Annotated in this window: 20 protein-coding genes; 15 read left to right on the plus strand and 5 right to left on the minus strand. The window is 62.1% G+C overall.

From position 1 onward, the window contains the following. Position 1 precedes the first annotated feature (1 nt). From ligD to ku, 3 genes are read right to left on the minus strand one after another with little or no spacing between them, the layout of a single operon-like run. Positions 2 to 2,527, minus strand: a complete 2,526-nt coding sequence (ligD, locus tag GRI99_RS01215) for a DNA ligase D (RefSeq protein WP_160770188.1) — start codon at positions 2,525 to 2,527, stop codon at positions 2 to 4. After that, positions 2,524 to 3,006, minus strand: coding sequence for an MgtC/SapB family protein (locus GRI99_RS01220; RefSeq protein ID WP_160770189.1), 483 nt, complete (start codon positions 3,004 to 3,006; stop codon positions 2,524 to 2,526). The genes ligD and GRI99_RS01220 overlap by 4 nt, the downstream gene beginning before the upstream one ends. Next, positions 3,006 to 3,869 carry a non-homologous end joining protein Ku gene (gene ku / locus GRI99_RS01225; RefSeq protein ID WP_160770190.1) on the minus strand — a complete coding sequence of 288 codons (864 nt, stop codon included), beginning with the start codon at positions 3,867 to 3,869 and terminating at the stop codon, positions 3,006 to 3,008. The genes GRI99_RS01220 and ku overlap by 1 nt, the downstream gene beginning before the upstream one ends. A gap of 192 nt (positions 3,870 to 4,061) precedes the next feature. Here ku and GRI99_RS01230 point away from each other — a divergent pair, with 192 nt between their 5' ends. The 10 genes from GRI99_RS01230 to GRI99_RS01275 all read left to right on the plus strand — a co-directional run bounded on the left by GRI99_RS01230 (position 4,062) and on the right by GRI99_RS01275 (position 14,647). Continuing rightward, a complete protein-coding gene (locus tag GRI99_RS01230) occupies positions 4,062 to 5,240 on the plus strand; it encodes a porin (RefSeq protein ID WP_160770191.1) in 1,179 nt (392 codons plus the stop codon). Positions 5,241 to 5,389: 149 nt separating this feature from the next. Next, positions 5,390 to 6,295 (plus strand): sugar phosphate isomerase/epimerase family protein, encoded by a 906-nt coding sequence (locus GRI99_RS01235; RefSeq protein WP_160770192.1) that lies wholly within the window; start codon positions 5,390 to 5,392, stop codon positions 6,293 to 6,295. Between the two features lie 48 nt (positions 6,296 to 6,343). After that, entirely contained in the window at positions 6,344 to 6,748 is a 405-nt protein-coding gene (locus GRI99_RS01240; protein WP_160770193.1) for a C-glycoside deglycosidase beta subunit domain-containing protein, read from the plus strand. Between the two features lie 135 nt (positions 6,749 to 6,883). Then, a complete protein-coding gene (locus GRI99_RS01245) occupies positions 6,884 to 7,744 on the plus strand; it encodes a fumarylacetoacetate hydrolase family protein (RefSeq protein WP_160770194.1) in 861 nt (286 codons plus the stop codon). An 803-nt stretch (positions 7,745 to 8,547) separates the two neighbouring features. Further along, entirely contained in the window at positions 8,548 to 10,122 is a 1,575-nt protein-coding gene (locus GRI99_RS01250; RefSeq protein ID WP_160770195.1) for a recombinase family protein, read from the plus strand. Next, complete coding sequence (locus GRI99_RS01255; protein ID WP_160770196.1) at positions 10,122 to 11,015, plus strand: plasmid partitioning protein RepB C-terminal domain-containing protein; 894 nt, start codon at positions 10,122 to 10,124, stop codon at positions 11,013 to 11,015. The genes GRI99_RS01250 and GRI99_RS01255 overlap by 1 nt, the downstream gene beginning before the upstream one ends. Then, positions 11,012 to 11,902 carry a plasmid partitioning protein RepB C-terminal domain-containing protein gene (locus GRI99_RS01260; RefSeq protein WP_160770197.1) on the plus strand — a complete coding sequence of 297 codons (891 nt, stop codon included), beginning with the start codon at positions 11,012 to 11,014 and terminating at the stop codon, positions 11,900 to 11,902. Before GRI99_RS01255 ends, GRI99_RS01260 begins: the two co-directional genes overlap by 4 nt. Positions 11,903 to 12,202: 300 nt before the next feature. After that, positions 12,203 to 12,598, plus strand: coding sequence for a hypothetical protein (locus GRI99_RS01265; protein WP_160770198.1), 396 nt, complete (start codon positions 12,203 to 12,205; stop codon positions 12,596 to 12,598). Between the two features lie 74 nt (positions 12,599 to 12,672). After that, positions 12,673 to 14,043 (plus strand): DNA modification methylase, encoded by a 1,371-nt coding sequence (locus GRI99_RS01270; RefSeq protein ID WP_160770199.1) that lies wholly within the window; start codon positions 12,673 to 12,675, stop codon positions 14,041 to 14,043. Further along, a complete protein-coding gene (locus GRI99_RS01275; protein ID WP_160770200.1) occupies positions 14,036 to 14,647 on the plus strand; it encodes a DUF5681 domain-containing protein in 612 nt (203 codons plus the stop codon). Before GRI99_RS01270 ends, GRI99_RS01275 begins: the two co-directional genes overlap by 8 nt. A gap of 423 nt (positions 14,648 to 15,070) precedes the next feature. Here GRI99_RS01275 and GRI99_RS01280 read toward each other — a convergent pair whose 3' ends face one another. Then, positions 15,071 to 15,784, minus strand: a complete 714-nt coding sequence (locus GRI99_RS01280; protein ID WP_160770201.1) for a superoxide dismutase — start codon at positions 15,782 to 15,784, stop codon at positions 15,071 to 15,073. A gap of 318 nt (positions 15,785 to 16,102) precedes the next feature. On the opposite strand from GRI99_RS01280, the gene chrA reads away from it, so the two are divergent. Continuing rightward, positions 16,103 to 17,296, plus strand: coding sequence for a chromate efflux transporter (gene chrA, locus GRI99_RS01285; protein WP_160770202.1), 1,194 nt, complete (start codon positions 16,103 to 16,105; stop codon positions 17,294 to 17,296). Between the two features lie 242 nt (positions 17,297 to 17,538). Beyond that, positions 17,539 to 18,891, plus strand: coding sequence for an alginate export family protein (locus GRI99_RS01290; protein ID WP_237438059.1), 1,353 nt, complete (start codon positions 17,539 to 17,541; stop codon positions 18,889 to 18,891). Here the strand turns inward: GRI99_RS01290 and GRI99_RS01295 are convergent. Beyond that, positions 18,866 to 19,390 carry a HupE/UreJ family protein gene (locus GRI99_RS01295; RefSeq protein WP_160770203.1) on the minus strand — a complete coding sequence of 175 codons (525 nt, stop codon included), beginning with the start codon at positions 19,388 to 19,390 and terminating at the stop codon, positions 18,866 to 18,868. The genes GRI99_RS01290 and GRI99_RS01295 overlap by 26 nt on opposite strands. A 787-nt stretch (positions 19,391 to 20,177) precedes the next feature. Here GRI99_RS01295 and GRI99_RS01300 point away from each other — a divergent pair. The 3 genes from GRI99_RS01300 to GRI99_RS01310 are packed head-to-tail and all read left to right on the plus strand — an operon-like array spanning position 20,178 to position 25,809. Further along, positions 20,178 to 21,401 (plus strand): TolC family protein, encoded by a 1,224-nt coding sequence (locus GRI99_RS01300; RefSeq protein ID WP_160770204.1) that lies wholly within the window; start codon positions 20,178 to 20,180, stop codon positions 21,399 to 21,401. 1 nt (position 21,402) lies between these two features. Next, entirely contained in the window at positions 21,403 to 22,644 is a 1,242-nt protein-coding gene (locus GRI99_RS01305) for an efflux RND transporter periplasmic adaptor subunit (RefSeq protein WP_160770205.1), read from the plus strand. Positions 22,645 to 22,656: 12 nt separating this feature from the next. Then, complete coding sequence (locus GRI99_RS01310) at positions 22,657 to 25,809, plus strand: efflux RND transporter permease subunit (protein ID WP_160770206.1); 3,153 nt, start codon at positions 22,657 to 22,659, stop codon at positions 25,807 to 25,809. Positions 25,810 to 25,909: the final 100 nt, after the last annotated feature.

The following is a 25,909-nucleotide window of genomic DNA, read 5'->3' on the forward strand; positions in this document are numbered from 1 at the left end:
CTCACACCTGCGGCAGGGCCTGCTCGGCATGGCCCCAGCCGATCAGGGCGGGGGTGCGGGCCCGGGCCAGCAGCTTGTCCGCATCGTCGATGCTGAACGGGTGGGCGTTCTCCACCTCCGCCAGTTCGTCCCAGGCAATCGGCACGGCCACCGGCGCACCGGCGCGCGCGCGGGCGCTGTAAGGGAGCACGGCGGTGGAGCCGCGCTGGTTCCTCAGCCAGTCGATGAAGATCTTGCCCTTGCGCTTGGCCTTGCTCATCGTGGCCACGAACCGGTCGGGCTGGGCGATGGCCAGCGCCTCGGCAAAGCGGCGGGCAAAGTCCTTGTGCTCGTCCCACGAATGGCCCGGCGTCAGCGGTACCACCACGTGCACGCCCTTGCCGCCCGACAGCATGGCAAAGCTGGTGAGGCCCAAGTCGGCCAGCTGGTCGTGGATGTCGCGCGCGGCTTTCTTCACGTCATCGAAATCCAGTCCTTCATCGGGATCGAGGTCGAAGATCAGCCGGTCGGGTGCTTCCACCGCATCGCTGCGCGATCCCCAGCCGTGGAATTCGATGGTGCCCATCTGCACGCAGGCGATCAGGCCGGCAGCATCGGTGACGTAGAGGTAATCCTCGGCCCCGCCGTCCTTTTCGGTGATCGGCACATGGGACACGTGCGGGCCGAACGAGCCGCTGTCATGCTTCTGGAAAAAGCACTTGCTGGCCCGCCCCTGCGGGCAACGCACCAGGCTGATCGGCCGGCGGGCCGCCCACGGCAGCATCAGCGGGGCCACGGCCTGATAGTAATCGGCCAGGTCGCCCTTGGTCTGCCCGCTTTCGGGAAAGATCACCCGCTCGCGGCTGGTGATCTCAACCGGCGGTTCCTCCACCGGGGCAGGCTGGGCTTTTTCTGGCTTTACATCCTTTACCTTCTTGTCGGCGCGCAGGCCCACGAAGCTGGCGTGGCGCACGCTGCCTTCGGCGGTGAATTCGGCAAAGGCCACTTCGGCCACCAGTTCGGGCTTCAGCCAGGTGACCCCGCGACTGGCGACTCGGTCCACTTCGGCAGCAGGCTTATCGGTGGCCAGCGGCTCCATCTCGCCGGCCAGCCGGTCCAGCGTATCGCCATCGAAGCCGGTGCCCACATTGCCCTTGTAGACCATCTGGCGCCCTTCCTTCTGCGCCAGCAGCAGACTGGCAAAGGGGCGTATGCGGGTGGTCGACTTCTTCCAGCCGATGATCACAAATTCCTGCCGCAGCACGCACTTCACCTTCACCCAGTTCCTGGTGCGCTTGCCGCGATAGGGCGCGTCGATCGCCTTGGAGATGATCCCTTCCTGCCCCGCCTTGCACATCGCGGCGAACAGCTTTTCGCCCGCGCCGATAACGTGGTCGGCCACATGGATCGGCGGCTCGGCATCGGCCAGCAGGGCCTCCAGCCGTTCCTTGCGCTCGATATTGCTCAGCGGCGTCAGGTCCTCGCCCGCCAGCTCCAGCAGATCGAAGGCGTGGAAGGCCAGCCGGTCGCTTTCCTCCTGGCTGCCGTGGCCGCGCTTCAGCACGTTTTGCAGGCTGGAGAAATCGGGGTTGCCCCTGGCATCATAGGCCACGATCTCGCCGTCAATCAGGCACGGCGGCAGGTCCAGCGCCGCCAGGTGGCGCACCAGCGGCACGAACTTGTCGCTCCAGTCCAGGCCGTTGCGGGTATAGACGCGCACCTTGTCGCCCTTGCAGGCGACCAGCGCGCGATAGCCGTCGAACTTGATCTCGTGCATCCAGCCGTTGCCGTCGGGCACGGCGTCGACCAGCGTGGCGAGCTGGGGTGCGCGGAACTTCGGCAGCGGGGCGGGCTTGCCTGGCTTGGCAGGCCTTCCCTTCACCGCTCCCTTGTTGTGGCTGGCCGCCTTCTGCATCTGCGCGGCAAAATCCGCGCCCTTCCTGCCCGCCAGCGAGAAGCTGCCCTGCTCGTCAGCGGCGATTTCCGCCATCGAGCGCCCGGTCAGCACGCTGGATAGCGCCTTTTCCACCAGCGGATCACCGGGCCGGGCGTGCTCATCATCCACCTTGCGCAGCAGCCAGTTCTCGCGCTTTTCGTTGCCGCGCGGCTTCAGGCGGATCAGGATCCATTCGCCCTTCATCCGCTCCCCGTCGAGCGTGAAGTGCAGGTGGCCCTTGTCGATGTCGTGCCAGCTCTTGCCTTCTACCGGCGCCCAGGTGCCACGGTCCCACAGCATCACGCTGCCGCCGCCATATTCGCCCTTGGGGATTACCCCCTCGAACTCGGCATAGGCCAGCGGATGGTCCTCGGTCCGCACGGCCAGCCGCTTGATTGCCGGATCGGGACTTGGCCCTTTGGTCACGGCCCAGCTTTTCAGCACGCCATCGGCCTCCAGCCGGAAATCCCAGTGCAGGCGGGTGGCGGCGTGCTTCTGCACGATGAAGCGGTTGCCGCCCTCGCTGTGCGCGCGCTTGCCCGCAGGCTCGGCCGTTTTCCTGAAATCGCGCTTGGCGTTATAGGCGGCGAGCGGATCGGCCTTGCGCGTCATGGCGCGCTATCCTCGCGGTCTTCGGGAAAGTAGCGCTTCTCCAGCAGCCCCACCAGCGTCAGCATTACCAGCGAGATGACCGCACCGATCAGCACCAGCGGCCACTGGCCCGCCCCGCAGGCGAGCCCTATAACCGCCGTCAACCACAGGTGGGCTGCGGTGGTCAGGTTCTTCACCCGCCCCTTGCTGAACACGATCAGGCCCGCGCCCACGATGCCGATGAAGCTGCCGGTTGCCTCGAACATGCGCAGTGCATCCAGCCGGGCATCCGGCCCGCCAAGTTGGTGATAGAGCGCCAGCATCGATACCGCGAGCGCGGCGGAAGCGAAGCACACCAGCCCGTGGGTGCGCAGGCCGGCAGCATGGCCGCGAATCTCGCGGTCCAGCCCCAGCAGAAGGCCGATGATGGCCGCCGCGCCCAACCGGGTCAGCACGTCCCAATCGAGCCAGTGCAGCAGGACGGGATCGTTCAGCTCCATCAGGCGCGTTTCCGTGCCGGAGCCTTCTTCGCCGCCGGCTTCTTCGCGGCCTGCTTTTTCGCAGGAGCCTGGTCTTCGCCGCCGACCGATTTCTTTAGCGCCGCCATGAGGTCGATCACGTTGGAGCCGCTGCGGGTGGCCGGTTCCTCCACATCCTCCAGGATGGTCTTGCCCCTGGCCTTGCTCTTCTTGTCGACCAGCTTCTTCAGCGCGTCGACATAGCGGTCCTGGAAGGCCGATGCATCGAAGGGCGCGCTCTTCTGGTCGATCAGGGTGGTGGCCAGGCCCAGCAGGTCCTTGCTGGGCCTGGTGGCGGGGATATCGTTGAAGAAGCTGTGCCCCTTCTTCACCTCGTCGGCATAGCGCAGCGTTTCCAGCAGCAGACCCTTGCCGCACGGCTTCAACGCTACCAGCACTTCGCGTCCGCGGACCGAAAGCTGGCCCAGCGCTACCTTCTTCGCCTGCCGCAGGGCCTCGCGCAGCACGATGTAGGCCTCTTCAGCCAGGTCATCGGCGGGCACGACATAGTAAGGCTTTTCGAAATACAGCGGATCGATCTCATCACTTCCCACGAACTGCACCAGTTCCAGCGTCTTGCGGCTTTCGATCTTCACCGCCTCGATCTCGCGGTCCTGCAGCAGGACGAAGTTGTTCTTCGATACCTCGTAGCCCTTGACGATATCGTCACGGTCGATCGGGCCGATGCCCTGCACCACTTTCTCGTAGTTGACCGGTTTGCCGCTGGGTTCGTGGATCTGCCGGAACCTGATGGCTGCGCCGCTCTTTTCGGCGGAATAGATTTCCACCGGGATCGAAACCAGCGCCAGCCTTATCTGACCTTGCCAATATGCCCGTGCCGGCATTGCCTGTCTCCCTGATGTTGCGCCAATACCATCGCTTGGCGAGGCGATTGGTTTCCACCGGCCCCCGGCAAGGCAACGCAGGACACGACCAGCTTGTGACACGATGTCAATTTTTGATCCCCTGGTTGTCACACAGGTGTAACACCGATGTCATTAAGGGCCGCGCAGGTTGACACGCCAAGGACACATTTGATGCCGAACCTCCGCTTCCACCCCGCCCTTGCCGCCGCCGCTTGCCTGGCCCTGCCGCCGGTCGCTGCTGCAGCGCAGACGGCCCCTGCCGAGGTTCCGGCTCCCGCGCCTGCTCCTGCGCCCACACCCGCCCCCAGCGCGACTGCTGCCTTCGACGAGATCTGGAGCACCGCGCGGCTTTATCGCAACGAGGAGTCCGACGGCCTCAACGAGTTGCGGATCATCGGCCGCCTGCACCTCGACAATTACGTGGTCGATGCCGATCAGGGTAACGACAGCGACCTGACGGTGCGCCGCGCCCGCCTGGGTGCCCGCGCCCGCCTGCTGCACAACCTGGACGTGCAGGTGGAGACCGAGCTGAACCTGGAAGGCGGCCCGCTGTATGACCGGCTGACCGATGCCTATGTCGCCTGGAAGTTCAGCGATGCCGCGCGCCTGACCGTGGGCAAGCATTCGGCCAAGTTCACGCTGGACGGGGCCACCTCATCCAACGAACTGCTGACCATCGAGCGCAGCAACGTGGCCAACAACTTCTGGTTCACCGAGGAATACATGAGCGGCGCCAGCCTCAGCGGGCGCAGCGGGGCATGGTCATACACCGGCGGCGTGTTCAGTTCTGGCCGGCGCGATTCCGATTTCGGCCACTTCGACGGCGGCGCCTTCGTGCTGGCCAGCCTGGGGCGCGATTTCGGCGAAGACCTGGGCATGGAAAAGGCGCTGCTGCGGATAGACTATGTTCACAACGAAGCCGACGTGAACAACACCTCCACCCGGTCATTCGGTGACGTGGTGGCCCTGGTCGGGGTGCTGGAACAGGAAGACTGGGGCCTGTCGGCCGACCTGGTTCACGGTAACGGCTACCTGGGCCAGAGCAATGCGTGGGGCTCCACCGTCACCCCGTGGGTCGACGTGACCGACAATCTGCAAGCCGTGGCACGGTTCACCTGGCTCGACAGCGCCCGCAACAACGGCCTGCGCCTGGGCCGCTATGACAACGCGGTGACCGGCGGGCGGGGTGACCGCTACACCGAGGTCTACGGCGGCCTCAATTACTACATCTACGGCAACAAGCTGAAGCTGCAGACGGGCCTCGCCTACGGCCACATGCGCGATCGCGCCAACGACGGCGGCGCCTATGACGGGATCACCTGGACCACGGCGCTGCGCTTCAGTTTCTGAAGCGCTACCAGCAAGGAAGCCGGAAAGGGCACGGCCGGGCCGGGGCGCTTTCCGGCATTCGCTTGCCAGTTATCTAATCATCGTTTAGATAGGGTCCATCACGGCACGGCTGGCAACAGTCGTGCAGGTTCTGACGGGAGAGGCAAGCCATGGCTGGCTCATTCAAATACGGCGTATCCGCTTACAGCTACACCGACGATTACGGGTCGGTGATGACGCTGGAAGACGCATTCGATCATATCGCCGATACCGGTGCCACCGGCATCGAGATCTTGGGCGAAGGGCAGGTGGAAGGCTATCCCAATCCCAGCTCCGCTTTCCTCGACCGGTGGTTCGGGCTGGTCGACAAGTACAAGCTGGAACCCACCAACATGTGTTCCTGGGTGGACATGCGCATCACCCTCCAGCGCAACCTGACGGTGGAAGAAGGCGCGGCCGAGCTGGAGCGGGACCTGCGCCTGGCGCATCAACTGGGCTTCAAGTTCCTGCGCCCAAAGTTCGGCGTGACCTCGCATGACCTGATCCCGGAAACCCAGTGGGAGGCCTATGTCGAGCGCAACCTGGACACGGCCGAGAAGCTGGGAGTGATCATCTGCCCGGAAATCCATGCTCCCACTCCGATCAAGCACGTGGTGGTGGATGGCTACATCAACTTCATCGAACGCACCGGCACCAAGAACTTCGGCCTGATGGTCGATACCGGCATCTTCCAGAACAAGCCGCTGACCCACTGGGGATCGCACCAGATCAACGAGGAAGCGCGCAAGCACATGGAGTTCCTCAACGGCATTGCCGTCAATCCGGAGGAATTCCTCGACATCGCCCGGTACGTGGTCTTCATCCAGGCCAAGTTCCACGACATCGACGAGAACCTGGAAGACCAGAACATTCCCTGGCGGCCGGTAATCTCGGCCCTGAAGCGGGCCGGCTATACCGGCTGGCTGTCCAGCGAATACGAAGGCTGGCGCGCGCCGTGGCGCTCGATCGACCAGGTGCGCCGACAGCACGCGCTGCTGCGCAAGCTGGAAGCCGAGTACGACGCGCAGCCCTGGTAAGCACGCGCCTCCCCTTCATCCATTCCCCCTGTTTCCGGAGTACCCGTCATGCTTGAGCATCAACTGATCCAGAGCACCGGCTTTCGCAATTTCGGACCCGTCGGTGCCCGCGAGGGCTTCGCCGTGCGCATCCGCGTCCCCAACTATCACGGCACCCGCCTGTCGCATTTCGACGGCTTTGACGTGACCGTTGACGGCGAGCTCTTCCCCTTCGAGGCAAACCGCTTCGGCATCCGCGACGAGGTCTACACCCTTGAGGAAATGCGCGAGGAGACCGAGGCACGCTGGGGCCTGACCGAGTGGGGCGAAATCCTGGTCGACAAGCCCGGCGGCCTGGAGCCGGGCGTGCACAAGGTGGAGGTCAAGGCGCGCATCCGGTATTCCTACTTCCCGCCCGATGTGCACATCTTCCCGATGCAGGCGGAGCGGTTTGCGACCATCTGCGTGGCCTGATGGAGCGACGACAGGCCGGGAACACCCCGGCCTGTCTGCCTTCAGAAGATCGGACCGCTTGTTCGCTGCCGATCTGCCTGCCAGACCGGGTGGCTGGCAAACCGCCTGTGGGGTTGCCGGGAATAGGAGAAACGGATGAAGCTGGCGCGATTTGGACCGCCCGGACACGAAAGGCCAGGCCTGGTCGATGACGCCGGCCACCTGCGCGATCTTTCGGCGGTTATCCCGGACCTGACCCCCGATCGCCTGTCCCGCCCGGAACTGGCCAGGCTGGCCGCGCTGGACCCGGCCAGCCTGCCGCTGGTGGAAGGCCCCGTGCGGCTGGGCCTGCCCGTCACCGGCACGCGCCAGTTCGTCGCCATCGGCCTCAACTATTCCGACCACGCGGCGGAAGCGGGCATGGCGGTGCCGGCGGAACCGATCGTGTTCACCAAGGCGGTATCCTGCCTGCAAGGCCCGAACGACGACGTGCGCCGCCCGCGCAATTCCACCAAGATGGACTGGGAGGTGGAACTTGCCGTGGTGATCGGCGAGCGGGCCAGCTACGTCACGCCGGAAGATGCGCCCGACCACATCGCCGGCTACGCCGTGTGCGACGACCTGTCCGAACGCGCGTTCCAGCTCGAACGGTTGGGCACGTGGGACAAGGGCAAGGGCTGCGACACCTTCGGCCCCGTCGGCCCATGGCTGGTGACAGCGGACGAGGTGGGCGACCCGCAGAACCTTGCCATGTGGCTGGATGTCAACGGCCAGCGGATGCAGAGCGGGCACACCGGCACGATGATCTTCGATTGCGCCACGCTGGTCAGCTACGTCAGCCAGTTCATGGTGCTGCTGCCGGGCGATATCATCACCACCGGCACCCCGCCGGGCGTGGGCATGGGCAGGAAGCCGCCAGTCTTCCTCAAGGAAGGCGACGTGATCGAGCTGGGCATCGAGAAGCTGGGCAGCCAGCGCCACAAGGTGATCGGCTGGAACGAGCAGGCGACCCACTGATGGCGGCGCGGCTGGCGGGCTAGGCTTGCCTCGTCACCGGCGGCGCGCAAGGGTTCGCAACCCAGGCACCGGCCAGACCAGCCGCAAGGTGCGCCCGGGAGGGGGCGGATCTACAGGACTGGCTGGGTGATTGGTGCGCGACGCAGTGTGAAGGGTATTGATCTCAAGGGAAATTCCCTAAAGATTCTAGGTTTTAGGGAATTTTCGGCCCAAGCGAGCCACAAAGACCGGGGAAACCCGGGACTTAGAAGGCAATTTCCCTAAGCTCAGCGTAGGGAATTTTCGGCAGGGTTTAGCGTTCGACAAACCGATGTTTAGGGTGCCCATTTTGCCGGGCAGGCAATGCCGGGTAAGGGCTTATTAGCCTGCTGGTCGATTTGAGACCGCCCCCTGCTGGAGGGTTGCGCGAACTCGCGCGAGTGCACGTTCTAGGTCTCGTTCAATGGCTCTCAGCTCAAGCACTAGAGCGATGTCGCTATGACCCGTTTGCTCCAAGACCAAGGTCATGACCGATTGGGAATTAGCCGCCAGCGCCAAGAGATGAAGGCCACTCGGGCTCGCGTCTCCATGTAACCATTTTCGTGCGGTCCGATCGCTGACGTGGGTCCACCTCATCAGCGTCTTCGCAGCTCGGCGAGTCGCTCCAAGTTCAGCACAGAGGGCTTGCCCAATATGCAGCGCGAGTTCGGAATCCGACTGCAGAACCAGTGATTCCGGAACTTGAGTTCCGCTTATACGAACCATGCTTCGCCCTTTCATGTTGTAAAAGGTCTCTTTCGCAGCAAGCACCTGGCGGGGCGGCGATGGTTATCAAGTGGCTGGATACAAATGAGCCTGAATTACCCAGCGAACCGCCCCGGCAGCGGGCCGCTGAATACGTCCGCATGTCTACCGAGCATCAGAAGTATTCCACCGACAATCAGGCCGCTGCCATCCGCCGGTATGCCGAGCAGCGAAATTACGAAATCGTTCGGACCTACGCTGATCAAGGGAAGAGCGGGCTTACCATTGGTGGTCGTCTGGCACTCCAGCAGCTTCTTGATGATGTAGAATCAGGGCAGGCCGATTTTACCGCCTTGTTGGTATACGACGTAAGCCGCTGGGGTCGGTTTCAGGATCCGGATGAAGCTGCGTCCTACGAACTGCGGTGTCGAAGGGCTGGCGTTCAGGTGCATTACTGCATCGAACAGTTCGAGAATGATGGTAGCATCGGCTCTTCAATCATCAAAACTGTCAAACGAGCCATGGCCGGCGAATACAGCCGCGAGCTTTCGGTCAAGGTTTTCGCCGGTCAGGCAAACCTGATCCGCCTTGGCTATCGTCAAGGTGGAACTGCGGGCTTCGGCCTGCGCCGCATGCTGGTCGATCAGGCAGGTCGTGAGAAAGGCCAACTTGCCCGGCTTGAGCACAAGAGCATTACCACAGACAGGGTAATCCTCATCCCAGGTCCCCCGGAAGAAATCGAGGTCGTGCGCAACGTTTATCGAATGTTTGTGGAACAAGGGAGGAGCGAGCGGGAGATTGCGGATTCGCTAAATGCTCGGGGGCTAGAAACTGATCTAGGTCGGCCCTGGTCGCGCGGTTCAGTTCACCAGTTGCTGATCAACGAGAAATACATCGGCAACAACGTCTGGGCAAAGACATCATGCAAACTGAAGGGAGAGCATGTCCGCAACGCCCCGGAGGAGTGGATCCGCGCGGTCGGTGTATTCAGCGGCATCATCTCGGTGGAACTGTTCGAATCTGCCCAAACCATCATTCGGCAACGAAGTGAGCGGTTGAGCAATGAAGACATGCTGTTGCTCCTTGCGCAAATCCTGGAACGCAATGGCTGTCTTTCGGGATTAATCATCGACGAGGCCGATAATTGCCCCTCGAGCAGTTCATTCCGAACTCGGTTCGGTAGCCTCCTTCGCGCGTACACTCTGGTCGGCTTTACCCCAGACCATGATTATCGCTACCTCGAAACCAACCGGGCCCTGCGCGCAATGCACCCTGGAATCGTTCAATCGGTGATCTCGGGAATCGAGCGGGCAGGAGGTAGGGTCAGCCGCGATCCAGCAACAGACCTGCTCACCATCAATCGGGAATTCACTACGTCGCTGGTGATCGTGCGGTGCTTTCAGACCTCAGGTGGATCGAAACGCTGGAAGATCAGGCTCGATACTAAACTGAGGCCGGACCTCACCCTTGCGATTAGGATGGACAGTTCAAACACGCAGCCCAGAGACTATTACCTGCTGCCCCGGATCGACATGCGCGAGGCCATCCTTCGGCTGGCAGAATGCAACGGCCTTTCACTTGATGCGTACCGTTTCGACAGCCTTGAACCGTACTATCACATGGCTGTTCGGGCCAATTTCCGGGAGGCTGCGTGATGCCCGCTCTTCCAGCTCAGCGCGTCGAAATGATCCCGATCGACAAAATCAAGGTGTTGAACCCACGCGTTCGCAACCAGCGAAACTTCAAGGAAATCGTCGATAACATCGCAAAGATCGGCCTGAAAAAGCCAATCACGGTTACCAGGCGCGCCGAACCTGGCGGCCCCAGCTATGATCTTGTCTGTGGCCAGGGAAGGCTCGAAGCCTACATTGCGCTGGGGCAAACTGAAGTACCGGCACTCGTTGTCCGCGCGGATGAAGAAGACTGCCTGGTCGCAAGTCTGGTGGAGAATTGTGCCCGCCGTCAGCACCAGACCATAGATTTGCTTCAGGATATTCGCGGGATGGAAGAGCGTGGCTATTCGCAAGCCGAGATCGCCCGCAAAACCGGCCTGACGCAAAAGTATGTTCACGGCGTATCGCAGCTTATCAAACAGGGCGAGCTTCGCCTGCTTCGATCGGTCGAAAGCGGCCACATCCCCTTGTGTGTTGCTGTCGAAATTGCCGAAACTGAGGATCATGACGTTCAGGCAGCCTTATCGAGTGCCTATGAGCGCGGCCTTCTCAAAGGCAAGAAATTGCTCATGGCGCGCAAGATCGTCGATAGCCGACGGCGACGCGGAAAAGGACTTGCGATACCGGAAGGGCAAAAGCGAGTTCGCATTTCTGCCGAAGCTCTGGTGAGGGCTTATCAGGACGATGCTGAGCGGAAACGTTCACTGATCCGACGCGCCCAGGCTACCAAGAATCGGCTCCTTTTGATTGTCGAAGCATTGCGACGCTTGGGCAGCGATGAAACGTTCATCGCGGTGCTCGAAGATGAAGACCTTGCCACAATGCCCCAAAACCTCGCCGACAGGTTACGCGGCGGAACTGAGGTCCGACTATGAGACCCGGCCATCCGCAGCACCTTGCTCAAGCATTCGAAGGAAGCACCCTGCGGATTGCTATCAGCGATATTTTTCCGCTGCGACAAATTAAGCCGGAAGTTAGGAAATCGGTCAAATACCTCCAAATCGAGGCGTCCATCCGTGAGGTTGGCATCATCGAACCCCCAGTGGTGGTGCGTGATCCGGAAGACAGCGAAAAGTTCCGTCTCCTCGACGGCCATTTGCGGCTCGAGATACTCACTGCGAATGGCGAAACAGAGGTTGTTTGCCTCATCGCTACCGAAGACGAGGCATACACCTACAACAGGCGGGTAAGCCGGATTGCCATTATTCAAGAGCACCGGATGATCCTGCAGGCAGTGAAGCGAGGAGTTCCCGAGGAGCGGCTCGCGAGAGCACTTAACGTCAACATCCAGAGTATCCGCAAGAAGCGCAAATTGCTGGTGGGTATCTGTGATGAGGTGGCCGAACTCCTACGTGACAAGCACGTTCCGTTGAACGCCTTTGCCCAGCTGCGGAAGCTGAAGCCTATGCGGCAAATCGCAGCGGCCGAGATGATGGTTGCGATGAACCGGTATTCTACGGGCTACGTGGAATCGATTGTCGCGGCGACGCCCGATGATCAGCTAATCGAGCCGAAGCAACCGTCAAAATTGGGCCTAACTTCTGAGCAGGTCGACTTGATGACCGAAGAGTCCGCGCGGCTTGAGCGCGACTTCAAGGCCATTGAGCAAAGCTATGGTGCTGATCATCTCGATCTGGTTTTGGCCACCGCATATATTGCCAGCTTGCTAGATAACGCCCGTGTGGTGCGGCACTTGGCAATGCATCATGCTGACCTGCTCGGCGAATTCCAGAAAATCGCCGAACTACAAAAGGCTGCCTGACGGGGACCCGGACCCATTAAGCGCGGGGACCGCAGGAGACGCCGCACAGTGAGGCGGATCGAGCGCGGCGGTGGGAATGGCGGCGAACCCGCTGGAGCCCACCAAGGTCGGCAGCCATAGGCCGACCGATTATTTGAAGAGGTGCCGGCGAGGCGGGCGTCGGCACCTCGTTTCTGGATTCTGAAGCCCGAACTCCCTGCGGTCGAGCCGCAGGGGAGGGGGGATTGTCAGACAGGATGCCCAATGCTTAGCTCGATGCCTAGCCCCCGCGACTCAGGAAATCCGGAAAGGATTCAGACGATGATACACGCAGAAGGGGCCTTGCGCCGGTCTCGCAACGGAGGGCACGAGTTTGACGACCGCCAACAGGTGCTAGGCTTTGTCAGTCCTCGGCTCGCACTGGGCATGAATATGACCGAGGCAACTCGCCCTGGATTGAAGATCTATGGGTATGAGATCGGGCCTGACGGGAAATCCAAGACTTTAGTACTCCTGCGCGAGTTGAGTGCCGCGACACTCGAACGTCGTTTTCGCGCTCTGCGCACCGAGCTTGATGAAGCCGCAGAATGGCACAAGTCTGCCCCGTTTCTGGCGAACGCACGGTATATTGGCGTTTCGGCGCCAAGGCCGACGCTGGCTTATGGTGACAAACCACTGCTCGCTCGGGGACGGCCACGGAAAAATCGCAAGCGCTGAAATTTCCCATTGATATGCCGATTTTTTCGGGTCCACTGAGTCAGTCCTCATTAGCATAGAACGAGGACAACTCTATGAAACTTAAACCGAATCAGCCGGAGGAGTGCTTCTCCGGGCACAACCATACTCGCCTCGAAGGCGCAGCCGTCTCATGCCTTCGGGTTCGGCCGGGCGATCCGAAGCGCTTTTCGAAACGCGACTTTGAAATTGCCATGGCAGTGATGGGCAGACTACCTGCTGGCGCACCCTTGCCGATAGTAGTGAACGAAAATGGCGAGATTCTTGTTGGGCATCTTTTTGTCGAAGCGGCGCGACGGCTGGGAAAGGAATGGGTTACAGTCACCCGCCACGCAGGCATGAGCGAGGTTGAGGCGAAGAAGTACACGATCGCCATCGACCAATTGCTCAGCAAAGGGAGTTTAGATCCCATTGATCTCAGTGCGTGGATCCGCGAATTCGAAGTTGGAATCGAAAACTTCGATCACCTCTCGATCGGGTTCGACAATGGTGAGCTGGACCGCATTCTCGGAATCCCGAATAAGATTGCCGCAATGGGAAGTGACGCGGATGTCGTCCCGCCAGTGCAACCAAGGGCAGTTTCGCGCCCGGGCATGATCTGGCTCCTCGGACGGCATCGGATCATGTGCGGTAGCGCAACAAGCATGGAAGACGTCGCGCAGCTCATGGCAGGGCACAAGGCCGCCATGGCGATTACTGACCCGCCATTTGGCTGCAAGGTTGATGGCTTCGTGTCGAAGAAGGGCAAGCACGCCGATTTTGTCGAGGGGGCAGGCGATAAGTCTCCGCACGAGCTTGAAGCGTTTTTTTCAGCCTTCGCGCACAATCTGCTGTGCTCGGTGTCCAAGGGCGCGCTGGTCTATATCTTCATCGACTGGCGCAGTCTCCATATCCTGCTGCGCGCTTGTGAACCTGTTTTCGGTGCCATGGTGCAAATGTGCTGCTGGACAAAGGATCGTGCAGGGATGGGTAGCTTCTACCGCTCTCAGCATGAGCTTGTTTTGGTTTTCCGGGCGCCGGGCGCCAACCATCACAACAACATCAAGCTCGGCATCAATGGCCGCAACCGTTCCAACGTCTGGGCCTACCCTAGCGCCGCCTCAAGCCGCAGCGGGCGCGAAGGTGACATGCTAGCAAAGCACCCTACCCCAAAATCGGTCGAAATGATCGCCGATGCCATACTCGACTGCACGGAGCACGGTGACCGGATCATCGACTGTTTCTTGGGATCGGGGACCGCGCTTATCGCGGCCGAACGCACAGGCCGTATCTGCCACGGCATGGAACTTGACCCACAGTATGTCGATGTTGCGATCCGGCGCTGGCAGGACTGGACAGGGCTGGCGGCCGTAGATGCTGAGCGTGGCCGCACCTTCGACGATTTTGCTGCCGAACGCCAGATGGAGGAGGGCCAAGACGATGCCTAAGCGTAAGAACCCCACGGGTGACGACTATGAGATCGGCTATGCTAAGCCGCCCCGCGCCACCCAGTTCGTGCCCGGCCAATCTGGATTTGCCGGAAGGAAGCATAAGAAGGTTGAGCCGCATAACCAAATGATCAGCCGCATCCTCAACGAGGAGGTCGAGGTGAGCGGGCAAAAGATGACCAAGCTTGCCCTTGTGGTCCTCCAGACAGTGAACAAGACGATCAAAGGGGGACGGCCCCAAGACCTCAAAATCTTGCTGGAGATGCTCGAAAAGCACGGCGTGATGACCAAAGTTGATGCGGCCGAAGAAGCTCGGATTGGGGCGGACGAGGCGATGGCGAAGGTGTCTCAGATCTTTTTTCGGCTTCAAAACGCTGATCCAAAACTTATGGCGGCAAGCAAGCAAGCTGACCTGGAAGAGGCAGAAATCATCATGGGATGCAGTCACTGTGCGCCTATACTGCGCGAACGCTGGAAGACGCCGGAATACAAGTCCCGCCTCAAACAAGGTCAAAAGTCGGCAATCCAAAGTGAGGTTACAGGTAAGGAGCGCAACAAGCGGTTGATCAAGATATGGGAGAACCTGCCGCGCGACGTCACTTGAAGTTAGCTGGAGCGACACCGACAAGCGCTGAACAGCGGGAAGCGGGCCTATATGGCGTAGGTCTCGGCAGCCCTGCCTAGATCGATGTGAGCCGTTACGGCGTGCCAGCGGAAACGGCGGCTTTCGGTCGCGGCGTCCGCCGCACGCCAATCCGCAAGGTCGTGAGCTTCCATATGCAGGCAGGCGATTACATCTTAAAATTTCCGGCAGCGAGAAATCTGAATTTGAGGCTATGGTGGCCGCTGGAGATCTGCCGCAGGCGGACAGACAAGACGGAAGCCTCGGCCCGTTCTGATCCACGACGATACGATCCACGCAGCCTCCTATGTGCTCTAAAGCGGACATATAAGCTATGTGTCATCTCGCCCGAGTAGCCAGACGAGAGCGGGCCGGATGTAAGTGACGGACTGGGTCCAGGCGAACTTAGATTTTTGCTACCCGATACCTTCCCTCAATCACTTCCCAGTCCAGATTGGCCATGAACGCATCGATGTAGCGATCTGCCGCAGTACCGTAGTCCATGTGGAAACTGTGTTCGTACATGTCGAGCGCGAGAAGAGGAGCGCCGCTCACCGCTCCGTGCATATGGTCCCACGCCCAGTAGTTGTGCAGCGATGCGGTGTGGCGGTTGTATGTCAGTACGCACCAGCCTGAGCCGCCGGCCAGCGACATGGCGGTGCGGCGAAACTCTGCCGCCCAGCTGTCGAAACTTCCAAACCACACATTGATGGCCTCCAGCACTGATCCGCCTGGACTGCCGTCTCCACCCAACCCGTCGAAATAAAGTTCGTGAAGGACGACCGATCCCGTGCGGTGCAGTTCTTCGCGCTTGAGGCCGGCATAGGCCACAGGCGGGAAATCGGGATCGGCCATCGCGGCGGCAAGCCGGGTCTCAATCGTGTTGAGGCCGCGCACGGAGCCTTGATAGTTGTTCTGCCAGTGCGAAGTGATGAGTCTTTCAGACAGTCCGGTAAGCCTGGCCGGGTCGAAGCGCAGCGGCTTCGGTGCGTGGTTACCAGCGAAGGCAGCGGCGGCGGGGGCCTGCGCGGCAGCAGGATTTGCGGTTCCTGCCAGCGCCAGTGTGGTCGCCGAGAAGGCAGCAGTGCCGATGGCCTGGCGGCGAGTGACGGGCTTCATTGCGGTTCCTCAAAACATGGCTGGCGAGAAACTGATGCCTACCGGGCATATCATCCCCGCAGCACGCCCTCCTCGAAAGGCAGGGCAATGGGGCAACGCTTGGGCACTCTGAAGCCTGACGGGAGGTTGCTATACCCCGTGTTCTGGAAGGCTAGGCCTCACGAAGTGCCTAATCAAGCGATGCGGTATGTGGTCTCTTTCCCATACTGCGGGGACGTGGTAGCCGCCACCCACCGGGCACACGCGGACGCCCGGTCAGGCGCGGCCCGTGCCCAAGTTCCGCTCCTTGTCACATCGCTTCGGCGATAAGGAGCACGCATGCCTGATCAAGTCCTTCCCGCACCGCCGCAGCTTTCACTGCTCGCGCTGTTTACGAAGTTCCTGCGCTTCGGTTTTCTCGCTTTCGGAGGGCCGGTCGCCCAGATTGCCATGGTGCGCCAGGCGCTGATCGAAGAGGAGTGCTGGATCAGCCGCGAGCGGTTCAACCGCCTCCTCGCGGTGATGCAGGTGCTGCCGGGGCCTGAAGCGCATGAGTTGTGCGTGCATCTAGGCATGGTGGCGCGCGGGCGCATCGGGGGTTTGCTCGCGGGCCTTGGCTTCATGTTGCCTGGCCTGCTGCTGATGATGATCTGCGGATGGATCTACACCACGGTGGTTGCCGGCGTAAGCGGTGTGGAAGGCGTCCTTCTAGGAGTGCAGGTTGCGGTTCTTGCGATCATTGCCCGCGCCATCCACCGCATCGGTGGGCACATCCTGGCCGATCGCTTCCTCTGGGCGCTGGCGGGGATCGGTCTGATCGCGACATTGGCTGGCGTGCCCTTCTGGGTGCCGTTGGTAGCAGCGGCCCTGGCCTATGCCTCCCCAAACAGATTGTGGGCTTCGGTCGCGCTGGCTGGCGTTGCCGTACTGGCCGCCTGGGCCTTGCTGCCGGACGACGTGACGGCCCCGTTTGTGACGCAAGCCCAAGGCGTGCCCCAAGCCGCGTTGCCGGCGCTGTTCGTGGCAGGCCTCAAAGGCGGATTGTTGACATTTGGCGGCGCTTACACGGCAATCCCCTATGTTCGAACCGACACTGTCGGACGTGGCTGGCTGAGCGACGGACAGTTCCTCGATGGCGTGGCCTTTGCCAATATCCTGCCGGCTCCACTGGTGATCTTCGCCACCTTTGCCGGCTATATCGCGGCAGGGTCGCTGGGGGCGCTGGCGATCACGGCGGGCATGTTCCTTCCCGCTTTCGCCTTCTCGATGCTTTTCTTTGAGCGGTTGGAAGCAGTAGTCGAAAACCCGCGTCTGCATCGCCTGCTGGATGGTGTAGCCGCAGCCGTGGTGGGGATTATCAGCGCTACCTTGCTACAGCTGGGGTTTGCGGCGTGGGGACGCATTGACGAACCGCTTCCCGCCGCGGCGATCTTTGTGGTGGCAGCCATCCTTGCGTGGCGCCTGAAAGGTGCGCTGGTCGCGCCCGGCATTCTGGGTGCGGCGGGACTATTCGGCTGGATCCTGTTCAACTGACTGGATCAGGCCGCGAGCAAGGCGATCTGCTGGTACTGGCAGCGGCGAGCGCAGCAAATTGGGCTCTTAAACACTGCCAGAGGAACTCTCCATCGACAGCCGGAAGCAATGCGGCCTTGCGTCCACAATTCGGTTTATGTGAATGGGTAACCGCACGAGGCGTCAACGCCAGGCATCCCCTGCTTTCAAAGGATTTTAGCATGGCGTTGCTAAAGCGTGTCCTTCATGTCTGTTGGTGGCTGTTGGGCCTTGTCGCCGGTCCCGCCCTGGCACAGCAAAGCTCCGCGCCTCCACCCATACCCTCGCCTCAGCCTGCGCCCTTCCAGGCCTCCGTCGGCAACCCGGATGATTTCACACTGCGTGCCTCTGCCCGGCTGCGCTACGAGGTGCTCGATGGCCAGCCCCGCGCCGGTTTCCGGCTGAGCGAGGAACAGCTGGACCTGCGCACGACGCTGTTTGCAGAATACCGTCCCGGCCCGTTCCGCATTGCCGCCGAACTTTATGACAGCCGCGCCTGGCTGGCCAAGCCGGGCACCACGTTGGGCACGGGGGAAGTCAACACCTTCGAGCTGGTGCAGGCCTATGTCGGCGCGGACCTGAGCGGCAGTGCGGCAATCCAGGCCGGCCGCATGACGTTGAACCTCGGCTCGCGGCGGCTTGTGGCGGCGGACGACTATCGCAACACCACCAACGGCTATTCTGGCCTGAAAGTGGAAGCCACCCTGGCTGATCAGGTTTCGGCCACGGCGATCTATGTCCTGCCGCAGGTGCGCCTGCCCGATGACCTGCCCTCGCTGCTGGACCTGGAAACAAAGTGGGACCGGGAAAGCTTGGACTTGCAATTGTGGGGGCTGCTGCTGTCGCGTCGCAACACCCTGGCCGGAGCCACCGTGGAAGCAGGATATTTCGGCCTCGCCGAAAACGATGCGCCGGGCAGGCCCAATCGCAACCGTCACCTCGACACGTTCAGCGCGCGGATGATCCGCGATGCCCGAGCCGGGCAGACGGATTTCGAGGTTGAGATCATCTATCAGACGGGATCGATCCGCACGTCGACCGCTGCCGAAGCCGCAAGCCTGCCGGTCGAGGCCTGGTTCGTCCACGCCGAAGCCGGCTATTCCTTTACCGATCTGGCGAAACTGCGGCTGGCGCTGGAGTTCGACATGGCCAGCGGCGACACGCCGGGCGGCAAGTTTGGCCGCTTTGACACCCTGTTCGGTATGCGGCGGGCCGATCTGGCCCCGGCCGGGCTGTTTAACGCGGTCGGGCGGGCCAATATCGCCACGCTGGGTTTGCGCGCCGAGATTGCCCCGGCGCGGTCGTGGGACGCATTTGTCACCTACCGCCCGATGTGGCTGGCCGACCGCCGTGACAGCTTCTCGACAAGCGGTGTGCGCGACCCCTCGGGCGCGGCGGGGCGGTTCGCCGGTCATCAGCTTGACGGCCGCCTGCGATATTGGCTGGTGCCCAACGTGGCGCGGTGGGAAACCAACCTGGTCTTGCTGGCTAAGGGCCGTCTCTACGATGTGGCACCAAACTCCCCTGGCTCGCGCAATACTGTTTACTTATCTACTGGCGTAATGCTGACCATCTGATGCCCTCGCCGGCATCCGCTGCCAGGCTGTTTGTAACGGTCCGTTCCACGGCATGACGCGCAAAGGTAGCGAGAACTGCCTGAAAATGCAGACGCGGCAGCTGGTCGATCAACTGCCGAGGTATCCCTGTATCTGGAAGGTTGCGAGCCACAGGCCCACCAGGATCAGCAGCACGTTTGGCTGCAAAGGCATAGCGGGTAAGGTGGGGCCGGTCACGCCACAGCCAGAAGAGGTAGACCCCGGCGACAGCACGATCACCTGGCCTAGTTCCACCCCCCGTTGAAGGGAAGAGGTTGGCCAGCCGGCCATCGCGCGACATTTCCAAATCCTGCACCTTGGTGGCCAGCCCCAGCACGAGGAACAGGCCGAACACCCGCGCCACGGCTTTGGCGTCGATCGCCATCGCCAGCCTCTGGCACCCGGCCACGCTCTCGAACCCTTGGTACACCCCTGAAAGGCCGATGATGGCATCGATGTAAACATTGACGCCGAAGGTCATTAGGGCACCTTCACCGTGCTCGCCGAGAGCTACCAAGATGTCAGCTATTGTGCGAAACGCCACCGCAAGGCCAGCAAGTCGGACGCGAAGGCGCACTGTCTCGAGATCTGGCACCTAGATCAGAACCTGTTAGAAGAGGAACACGGTTTGCCTAAGCGCTATCGGCCAGAAACCAGCTACTCATATTAAGCCAAGGGCGCGACACACTAGGACGAGTTCGAGGCAAAGTTTGCAGCACAGGTTCTTACATCTCTCCGTTAGCCATTGAAATGATAGTTAAATGCGTATTTTTTTGCGACTCGAGAAAATGCGCCAGTTCCTGCAGCCCATAATGTTGCGTTTTGTCTCGCACGCAGATAATCTGGAGAAGTGCGTCACCTCTTGATGATACTGCTGCTTGGCATTTTGCTTGGCTCTCATGGTGGGAGCCTAGGGGCCTTGCCGCATATGGACGCGGTCCATGCCCACGAGCATCTAAGCTTGCAGGAAGACGTTCAAGAGGGTGCTAAGGACGACGCGAACCTGGCACTGGTTTCGCATCACTCAGGATGGAACACATCGTCGGATCTGTCGCACCACTCTCACACTCATATTGCTTTCGGCTTACCCGAATTGGGTTGCCAGTTGGCTGATCTGCACAGGGCAAATACGCGCCCTGGCATAGCTGATGTAACACGGTTCACTGGCCGCGAAACTGCACCCCTCACCGAGCCACCTGCCGCCTGAATTCCTGCCCTGACTCCGTCTGGAGTTGTGAGTTTTATCAGGAATATCAGGAGTTTTGCTCATGAACGCGTACGCGCGTGCCGCTTTGACAGCGGCAGCAATCCTGTTGGCAGGCGCGGCCCGCGCCGAGCCAATGACATTGGAAGATGCAATCCGGCGATCTGTTGCCGCTTCACCGCTGGGTGAAGCATCGGCAGCGCGCCTAGAAGGACTGGAAGCGGCCCGCGCTGCGGCCGAAACGGGACCTTCACCCACGATCGACGGCACAATCGAGAACTTTGGCACGCCCGGCCTTGGCCAGTGGCAGATCGATGGCACCTATAACTTGCGTATCGAGCGCGGCGGCAAGCGCGAGGCACGCGTCGGCCTGGCCACAAGCGAGATGGGCATTGCCGAGGCAGAGGCGCTGATCAGAAGGCTCGACCTGGTGCGCGATGTGCAACAGCTATACGTCGAGGCACAGGCAGCCCAGCTGGCGCTGGAGCTGGCGCGCAGCCGGGTGGAGATCGCCGAGGTGCTCGTTACCGAGGTGCAGCGGCGGGTGGACGAAGCCCGTGATCCGCTGTTCGCCGGCACGCGCGCCCGCACCGAGCTGGCAGAGGCGCGGGTCGATCTGGAATTGGCCGAACACGAGGCCGAAGCAACCATTTCGCGGCTGACCCTGATGACCGGTGGGGACCCTGCCGCCATCAGCATCGTCACGACAGGCTTTCTCGACCTTGCCGACCTTGCTCCGGTAACCGAGGATCTGACCGCGGCGGAACTTGCCTTGTTCGAAGCACGGCAGGATCGTGCCGGGGCCAACTTCCGCCTGGCTGAAGCGAACAATCGCACCGACCCCACGGTTCACGCCGGACCACGCCTGTTCGGCAACGGCGACGTGGCGGTGATCGCTGGTTTCTCGCTTCCCCTGGGCAACCGGGCGCTCAACCGCGCGCGGGTTGACCAGGCTGCCGCCGAACAGCGGCAGGTCGAGGCAGATCTGGCAGTGGAGCGCTATATCCGACGGCGCGACATCGCCATTGTGGCCGAGCGGGTAGAAGAAGCCCGGCACGAGGCGGAGGCCATTCGCGAGCTGGTCATCCCCGGCGCCGAACAGACGCTGCGCGAAGTGCGCGCAGGGTACAACCGGGGCGGCTTCACCTTTCTCGACGTATCGACCGCCCAGACCGCGCTGCACAACGCGCGGGTCCGGATGGTCGCTGCATTCACTGAATATCACCGGGAAAAGGTCAACCTCGACAGGCTGACCGGACAATTCACCCGTCTTGTTGGGGGTAACTGACATGCGCAAGTCGCACATCATCCTTGCGGCGCTGCTCGCCGCTCCTCTCGCCGCCTGTGGCCAATCAGCTACCGAAGAAACCGCAGCCGAAGGGGAGGCGCCCGCGGCTGGCGATTACGAACGCGGACCGCACAATGGCCGCCTGCTGCGCGATGGTGACTTCTCCATCGAAGTTACCGTGTTCGAGGACGGGGTTCCGCCCGAATACCGACTTTACGCCTATCGCGACAACGAGCCGATTGACCCGGCTGATGTGACGGCACAGGTCATGATCACCCGGCTGGACGGGGAAGAGACGACCTTCGCCTTCCGTCCGCAGGAGGATTACCTGCGCGGCCAGGCCGTGCTGGTCGAACCGCACAGCTTCGACGTGGTCGTGGTTGCGCGCGCAGGTGACAATCGGCACCGCTGGGAATTCGAATCCTACGAAGGCCGCACCACGATTACCGATGCCGCCGCGGAGGCGGCCGGGATCCGCACCGAAACCGTCGGACCACAGGAAATCGGTGAAACCATCGAGATCATCGGCCGGGTGGAACTGGACCCTGCCGGCAGCGCCGACGTGGGGGCCCGCTTCCCCGGCACTGTGGTCTCGGTTCGCGCAAACCTGGGCCAGCGTGTGGCGCGCGGGCAATTGCTGGCGGAGGTGGAGAGCAGCAACTCGTTGCAGGTCTATCCGATCTACGCCCCGATCTCCGGCGTCATCAGCGCGCGCAACACCAACGTAGGAGACATTGCCGACAGCGACCCGCTGTTCGTGATTGCGGACCCCTCGCGGACCGTCGCCACCTTCCCCATCTTCCCGCGCGACATCGAGCGGGTGCGACCTGGGCAGGCGATCAACATTCGCGGTCTGGAAGGCGAGCGGGCGCAGGGATCACAAATCCGTGATTTCCTGCCGCTGGCCGAAGTGACCAGCCAGGCGGTTACCGCTCGTGCCGCTCTCCCCAACCGTGATGGCTTCTGGCGTCCCGGCATGGCGGTGCGCGGCCAGGTCACCGTGGCCTCGCGCCGGGTGCCGCTGGCGGTGCGGACCGATGCCATCCAGCAGTTCCGCGATTTCCGCGTGGTCTTCGCCAAGGTTGGGGAGACCTACGAGGTGCGGATGCTGGAACTGGGTGAGGCAGGACCCGAGTGGACCGAAGTCATCAGCGGCATCAGGCCGGGCACGGTCTACGCCGCCGAAAACAGCTTCGTCATTAAGGCCGACATCGAAAAGTCGGGCGCGAGCCACGACCACTAAGGACCTGACGCCATGCTTGAGAAGATCATCGAGCTGTCGATCAGGCAGCGCTTCGCCGTCCTTGCCGCCGTGTTCATCCTGGCGGCAGTGGGCATCTACAGTTTCGGCCGGCTCAAGATCGATGCCGTGCCGGACATCACCAATGTCCAGGTGCAGATCAACTCGTCTGCCCCCGGCTATTCCCCGCTCGAGGCCGAGCAGCGGATTACCTACCCGATTGAAACCGCCATCGCCGGCCTGCCCGGCCTGTCGTATACCCGCTCGGTCTCGCGCTATGGTCTGAGCCAGGTGACCGTGGTGTTCGAGGACGGGACCGACATCTATTTCGCCCGCCAGCTGGTCAACGAACGGCTGCAATCGGCCCGCTCGGCGCTGCCCGAAGCGGTCGAGCCGGAACTTGGCCCGATCGCCACGGGTCTGGGTGAAATCTTCATGTATACGGTGGAGGCGCAGCAAGGGGCGGTGAAGGCGGATGGAACGCCCTATACCCCGCAGGATCTGCGGACCCTGCACGACTGGGTGGTGCGCCCGCAATTGCGCACCGTGCCGGGGGTGACGGAAGTCAACTCCATTGGCGGCTACCGCAAGGAGTATGTCGTCGCCCCGGTGCCCGACCGGCTGGCCGGCTTCGGCCTGACCGTGCAGGATCTGATCGCGGCGCTGGAAGCCAACAATGGCAACGTTGGTGCCGGCTATGTCGAACGCTCGGGCTCGCAATACCTGATCCGCGTGCCGGGGCAGGCGGCGGACGAACGTGACCTGTCCGCAATCATCGTTGCCACCCGCGCCGGTTCGCCAATCCGCATCGCTGACGTGGCCGATGTTTCCATCGGTTCGGAAATCCGCAACGGCGCGGCGACCAAGGACGGGCAGGAAGTCGTGCTCGGCACAATCTACATGCTGGTGGGCGAGAACGCCCGCGACGTCAGCGTGGCGGTGGCCGAACGGCTGGAGGAAGTAAACCGGTCGCTGCCCGGGGGAGTGGTGGCCAATACGGTCTATGACCGGTCCGAACTGGTCGAGGCCACCGTCTCCACGGTGGAAAAGAACCTCGCCGAAGGCGCGCTCCTGGTGATCGTGGTGCTGTTCGTGCTGCTCGGCAACATCCGTGCGGCGCTCATCACCGCGGCGGTGATTCCACTGTCGTTCCTGCTGATGATCACCGGCATGGTCGAGAACAACGTGTCGGGCAACCTGATGAGCCTTGGCGCGCTCGATTTCGGGCTGATCGTCGATGGTGCGGTGATCATCGTGGAGAACTGCCTCAGGCGCTTCGGCGAGGCGCAGCACGCGCTGGGCCGGTTGCTGAACCGTGATGAACGCTTCAGCCTCGCCGCCAAGGCTTCGACCGAGGTGATCCGGCCCAGTCTGTTCGGCATCCTCATCATCACCATCGTCTATCTGCCGATCTTCGCGCTGGAAGGTGTGGAGGGCAAAACCTTCCACCCGATGGCGATCACCGTGGTCATCGCACTGACTGCGGCGCTGGTGCTCTCGCTTACCTTCGTGCCGGCTGCCGTGGCTACCTTCGTCACAGGCAAGGTGGAGGAGAAGGAAACGCGCGTCATGCGCGTTGCCAAGGCACGCTATCTGCCACTGCTCGACTTTGCCATGCGCCGCCGCAAGGCGGTTCTGGCGGGCGCGGCCCTGCTGGTGGCTCTCAGCGGGGTGGCGGCCAGCCGGATGGGTTCGGAATTCATTCCCAACCTTGATGAAGGCGACATTGCGCTGCACGCGCTGCGCATTCCCGGAACCAGCCTGTCGCAGGCGGTGGCGATGCAATCGGCTCTGGAAGACCGGATCAAGGCCTTCCCCGAGGTGGAGGAAGTGTTCGCCAAGATCGGTACCGCCGACGTGGCGACCGATCCCATGCCACCATCGGTGGCCGATACCTTCATCATCATGAAACCGCGGTCGGAATGGCCCGATCCGCGTAAGACTAAGGAGCAATTGGTCGCCGAACTGAACGCAGCGGTGCAGCAGGTTCCCGGTTCGCGTTATGAGTTCCTGCAACCCATCCAGATGCGCTTCAACGAGCTGATCGCCGGTGTGCGATCGGATGTGGCGATCAAGGTCTATGGCGATGATCTCGACCAGCTGGCTGCGGTGGCTGCAGAGATAGAGGGCGTGGTTTCGTCTACCGACGGAGCGCAGGATGCCCAGATCGAGCAGGTGACCGGCCTGCCGTTCATCCAGGTGGTGCCCGACCGGCTGCGGCTGATGCAATACGGCCTCAACGTGGACGACGTGCAGGCTGTAGTCTCCACCGCGCTGGGCGGGGCCGAGGCCGGGCAGATCTTCGAGGGCGACCGGCGGTTCGATATCGTCGTGCGCCTGTCGGAAGAACTGCGGCAGGACCGGCAGGTTCTGCACCGGCTGCCAATCCCGCTGTCCGGCGGCGGGGCGGTGCCACTGTCCGAGGTGGCGACAATCGAGACCGTACAAGGCCCCAACCAGATCAGCCGCGAGGACGGCAAGCGCCGCGCGGTCGTGACGGTCAACGTGCGCGGGCGCGATCTCGGCTCGTTCATCGGTGACCTGCAATCGCGCATCGAGAACGAGGTTGAGCTGCCGGAAGGCTACTGGATCGAATACGGTGGCACTTTCGAACAGCTCCAGTCAGCCAGCACCAGGTTGCAGGTGGTGGTGCCGCTGGCGCTGCTGCTGATCTTGGGGCTGCTGATGGCGCTGTTCCGCTCGGCGAAGGATGCGCTGGTGGTGTTCTCCGGCGTGCCGCTGGCGCTGACTGGGGGCGTGGCGGCGCTGATGCTGCGGGGCATCCCGTTCTCGATCTCGGCCGGCGTTGGCTTCATCGCGCTGTCGGGCGTGGCGGTGCTCAACGGCGTGGTGATGCTGACTTTCATCCGGCAACTGCTGGATGAAGGAAAATCGCTGGAGGACGCGATCCGCGAGGGGGCGATGGCCCGCCTGCGCCCGGTGCTGATGACCGCGCTGGTCGCCAGCCTGGGCTTCGTGCCGATGGCACTGAACGTGGGGCTAGGCTCCGAAGTGCAGCGCCCGCTGGCCACCGTGGTCATCGGCGGCATCATTTCCGCCACCGTGCTGACCCTGCTGGTCCTGCCCGCGCTCTATCGCGCGGTGCAGGGCGGCAAGCAGGGACAGCCTGAAGCCAGACACGGCGAACCTGTCGAAGCCGGGGCCTGATTACCGTCGGCCCCTCCCCGCGCCGCTTGCGGGCGGCGCGGGGGTGGCAACTCAATTTATGGAATGCAAGGCAATGCAGACACTTAACCTATCATTTCCC

The organism is Alteraurantiacibacter buctensis (assembly GCF_009827655.1).
GTDB lineage: Bacteria > Pseudomonadota > Alphaproteobacteria > Sphingomonadales > Sphingomonadaceae > Alteraurantiacibacter > Alteraurantiacibacter buctensis.

Coding starts and splice junctions, on each gene's coding strand:
- GRI99_RS01280 (WP_160770201.1), bottom strand. CDS start 15,784: ATGAAGCCCGTCACTCGCCGCCAGGCCATCGGCACTGCTGCCTTCTCG.
- GRI99_RS01235 (WP_160770192.1), top strand. CDS start 5,390: ATGGCTGGCTCATTCAAATACGGCGTATCCGCTTACAGCTACACCGAC.
- GRI99_RS01270 (WP_160770199.1), top strand. CDS start 12,673: ATGAAACTTAAACCGAATCAGCCGGAGGAGTGCTTCTCCGGGCACAAC.
- ligD (WP_160770188.1), bottom strand. CDS start 2,527: ATGACGCGCAAGGCCGATCCGCTCGCCGCCTATAACGCCAAGCGCGAT.
- GRI99_RS01300 (WP_160770204.1), top strand. CDS start 20,178: ATGAACGCGTACGCGCGTGCCGCTTTGACAGCGGCAGCAATCCTGTTG.
- chrA (WP_160770202.1), top strand. CDS start 16,103: ATGCCTGATCAAGTCCTTCCCGCACCGCCGCAGCTTTCACTGCTCGCG.
- GRI99_RS01245 (WP_160770194.1), top strand. CDS start 6,884: ATGAAGCTGGCGCGATTTGGACCGCCCGGACACGAAAGGCCAGGCCTG.
- GRI99_RS01230 (WP_160770191.1), top strand. CDS start 4,062: ATGCCGAACCTCCGCTTCCACCCCGCCCTTGCCGCCGCCGCTTGCCTG.
- GRI99_RS01260 (WP_160770197.1), top strand. CDS start 11,012: ATGAGACCCGGCCATCCGCAGCACCTTGCTCAAGCATTCGAAGGAAGC.
- GRI99_RS01310 (WP_160770206.1), top strand. CDS start 22,657: ATGCTTGAGAAGATCATCGAGCTGTCGATCAGGCAGCGCTTCGCCGTC.
- GRI99_RS01265 (WP_160770198.1), top strand. CDS start 12,203: ATGATACACGCAGAAGGGGCCTTGCGCCGGTCTCGCAACGGAGGGCAC.
- GRI99_RS01255 (WP_160770196.1), top strand. CDS start 10,122: ATGCCCGCTCTTCCAGCTCAGCGCGTCGAAATGATCCCGATCGACAAA.
- GRI99_RS01305 (WP_160770205.1), top strand. CDS start 21,403: ATGCGCAAGTCGCACATCATCCTTGCGGCGCTGCTCGCCGCTCCTCTC.
- GRI99_RS01240 (WP_160770193.1), top strand. CDS start 6,344: ATGCTTGAGCATCAACTGATCCAGAGCACCGGCTTTCGCAATTTCGGA.
- GRI99_RS01275 (WP_160770200.1), top strand. CDS start 14,036: ATGCCTAAGCGTAAGAACCCCACGGGTGACGACTATGAGATCGGCTAT.
- GRI99_RS01220 (WP_160770189.1), bottom strand. CDS start 3,006: ATGGAGCTGAACGATCCCGTCCTGCTGCACTGGCTCGATTGGGACGTG.
- ku (WP_160770190.1), bottom strand. CDS start 3,869: ATGCCGGCACGGGCATATTGGCAAGGTCAGATAAGGCTGGCGCTGGTT.
- GRI99_RS01295 (WP_160770203.1), bottom strand. CDS start 19,390: ATGACCTTCGGCGTCAATGTTTACATCGATGCCATCATCGGCCTTTCA.
- GRI99_RS01250 (WP_160770195.1), top strand. CDS start 8,548: ATGGTTATCAAGTGGCTGGATACAAATGAGCCTGAATTACCCAGCGAA.